This window comes from Burkholderia sp. DN3021 (assembly GCF_049805555.1).
Lineage (GTDB): Bacteria > Pseudomonadota > Gammaproteobacteria > Burkholderiales > Burkholderiaceae > Burkholderia > Burkholderia pyrrocinia_C.
Map to the genome: position 1 here is coordinate 1 of NZ_JBNCAB010000174.1, position 3,757 is coordinate 3,757.

Consider the following 3,757-nt stretch of genomic DNA (forward strand, 5'->3'; position numbering starts at 1 on the left):
TCGCGCTGACCACTGACTCCGGCAGCAACGCCAACGATCACATCACCAATGTCGGTACGTTGAATCTCACCGGTGTTGAAACTGGCGCCACCATCGAATACTCGATCGATGGCGGCCACACCTGGAACACCAGCTTCAACGCCGTCGAAGGCGTGAACGACGTGCAGGTTCGACAGATCGATGTCGCGGGCAACACGTCCGCCCCGACGGCGTTCAGTTTCACGCTCGATACGGCGGCTTCTGCGCCGGGTGTTGCACTGACCACCGATTCCGGCAGCAATGCCACCGACCACTTCACCAACGTCGGTACGTTGAACCTCTCGGGCGTCGAGACCGGCGCCACAGTTCAATACAGCATCGACAACGGTGCGCACTGGAACACGAGTTTCAGCGCCGTCGAAGGACTGAACAATGTGCAGGTTCGACAGATCGATGTCGCGGGCAACACGTCGGACCCGACCTCGCTCAGCTTCACACTCGATACCTCGGCCGCCGCGCCCACCGTCGCATTGACCGCCGATTCCGGCACTAGCTCGACCGACCACATCACCAACGTCGGCACGCTGAATCTTACGGGTGTTGAAACCGGCGCCACGATCGAATACTCGACCGATGGTGGTCATACCTGGAACACCAGTTTCAATGCCGTCGAAGGCGTGAACGACGTACAGGTTCGGCAGACCGATATCGCAGGCAATACGTCGGATCCGACTTCTTTCAGCTTTACGCTCGATACCTCGGCCACTGCACCGGGTGTTGCACTGACCGCCGACTCAGGCAGCAACGCTACCGACCACATCACCAACGTCGGCACACTCAACGTGTCTGGTGTGGAGACTGGCGCAGTTGTCGAATACTCGACCGATGGTGGTCATACCTGGAACACCAGTTTCGACGCCGTCGAAGGCATGAACGATGTACAAATTCGGCAAACCGATGTCGCGGGCAACACGTCTGACCCGACCTCGTTCAGCTTTACGCTCGATACCTCGGCCGCTGCACCGGGTATTGCGTTGAGCACCGATTCCGGCAGCAACGCCAGCGATCACATCACGAATGTCGGCACACTCAACGTGTCTGGTGTGGAGACTGGCGCAGTTGTCGAATACTCGACCGATGGCGGCCATACCTGGAACACCAGTTTCAACGCCGTCGAAGGCGTGAACGACGTACAGATTCGGCATACCGATGTCGCAGGCAATACATCTGATCCGACTTCATTCAGCTTCACGCTTGATACCTCGGCCGCCGCGCCCAGCGTCGCATTGACCGCCGATTCCGGCACTAGCTCGACCGACCACATCACCAACGTCGGCACGTTGAATCTCACCGGTGTTGAAACTGGCGCCACCGTCGAATACTCGATCGATGGCGGTCATACCTGGAACACCAGTTTCAACGCCGTCGAAGGCGTGAACGACGTACAGGTTCGGCAGACCGATGTCGCAGGCAACACGTCCGCCCCGACCTCGTTCAACTTCACGCTCGACACCTCGGCCGCTGCGCCAAGTGTCGCGCTGACCACTGACTCCGGCAGCAACGCCAACGATCACATCACCAATGTCGGTACGTTGAATCTCACCGGTGTTGAAACTGGCGCCACGATCGAATACTCGACCGATGGTGGTCATACTTGGAACACCAGTTTCAACGCGGTCGAAGGCGTGAACGACGTACAGGTCCGGCAAACCGATGTCGCAGGCAATACTTCAGGCCCGACTTCATTCAGCTTCACGCTCGATACCTCGGCCGCTGCTCCCGGTGTCGCTCTGACTACCGATTCCGGCAGCAGTGCCACCGACCACGTCACCAATGTCGGTACGTTGAATCTTACGGGTGTTGAAACCGGCGCCACGATCGAATACTCGACCGACGGCGGCCATACCTGGAACACCAACTTCAACGCCGTCGAAGGCGTGAACGACGTACAGGTTCGGCAGACCGATATCGCAGGCAATACGTCGGATCCGACTTCATTCAGCTTCACGCTCGATACCTCGGCCGCCGCGCCCGGTGTTGCACTAACCGCCGATTCAGGCAGCAACGCTACCGACCACATCACCAACGTCGGTACACTCAACGTGTCTGGTGTGGAGACTGGCGCAGTTGTCGAATACTCGATCGATGGTGGCCACACCTGGAACACCAGTTTCAGCGCTGTCGAAGGCGTGAACGACGTACAGATTCGGCAGACCGATGTCGCAGGCAACACGTCCGCCCCGACCTCGTTCAACTTCACGCTCGACACCTCGGCCGCTGCGCCCGGTGTCGCACTCACGAGCGATTCCGGTAGCAACTCGACCGACCACATCACGAACGTCGGTGCACTCAACGTTTCTGGTGTGGAGACTGGCGCAGTTGTCGAATACTCGATCGATAGCGGCCATACCTGGAACACCAGCTTCAACGCCGTCGAAGGCGTGAACGACGTGCAGGTTCGACAAACCGATGTCGCAGGCAACACGTCCGCCTCGACCTCGTTCAACTTCACGCTCGATACCTCTGCCGCTGCGCCAAGTGTCGCGCTGACCACTGACTCCGGCAGCAACGCCAACGATCACATTACCAACGTCGGCACGCTGAATCTCACCGGTGTCGAAACCGGCGCCACCGTCGAATACTCGACCGATGGTGGTCATACCTGGAAAACCAGTTTCAATGCCATCGAAGGCGTGAACGACGTACAGGTCCGGCAGACCGATGTCGCAGGCAATACATCGGATCCGACTTCTTTCAGCTTTACGCTCGATACGTCGGCCGCCGCGCCCGGTGTCGCACTGACTACCGATTCCGGCAGCAACGCCAGCGATCACATCACGAACGTCGGCACACTCAACGTGTCTGGTGTGGAGACTGGCGCAGTTGTCGAATACTCGATCGACGGCGGCCATACCTGGAACACCAACTTCAACGCCGTCGAAGGCGTGAACGACGTGCAGGTTCGACAGATCGATGTCGCGGGCAACACGTCCGCCCCGACGGCGTTCAGTTTCACGCTCGATACGGCGGCGGCTGCGCCCGGTGTCGCGCTCACGAGTGACTCCGGTAGCAGCGCCACTGATCACATCACCAATGTCGGTACGTTGAACGTCACTGGCATCGAGACCGGCGCAACCGTCCAGTACAGTATCGATAGCGGTGCGCATTGGAGTACGAGCTTCAGCGCCGTCGAAGGGTTGAACAACGTGCAGGTTCGGCAGATCGACGTGGCCGGTAACACATCGTTAGCTACATCTCTCAGCTTCACGCTCGATACCTCGGCTGCCGCGCCCGGAGTTGCGCTCACGAGCGATTCCGGAAGCAGCTCCACCGACCACATCACCAACGTCGGCACGCTGAACCTCTCGGGCATCGAGACCGGCGCCACAGTTCAGTACAGCGTCGACAACGGCGCGCATTGGAACACGAGCTTCGGCGCCGTCGAAGGTGCGAACAACGTTCAAGTTCGCCAGATCGATGTCGCGGGCAATACGTCGTCGGCAACGTCGTTCAGTTTCACGCTGGATACGTCGGCCGCTGCGCCCGGTGTCGCGTTGACTACCGACTCGGGTAGCAATGCCGCCGATCACGTTACCAACGTCGGTACGTTGAATCTCTCCGGCATCGAAACCGGCGCCACCGTTCAATACAGCATCGACAACGGTGCACATTGGAGTACGAGCTTCAGCGCCGTCGAAGGTGCGAACAACGTTCAAGTTCGCCAGATCGATGTCGCGGGCAATACGTCGTCGGCAACGTCGTTCAGTTTCACGCTGGA

General features: G+C 59.2%; 1 protein-coding gene. It reads left to right on the top strand.

Going from position 1 to position 3,757, the window contains the following annotated elements; genetic code table 11:
• Positions 1-3,757: beta strand repeat-containing protein (locus ACPUER_RS36010; RefSeq protein ID WP_425133486.1), on the top strand; the 3,757-nt coding region annotated here is incomplete at both ends.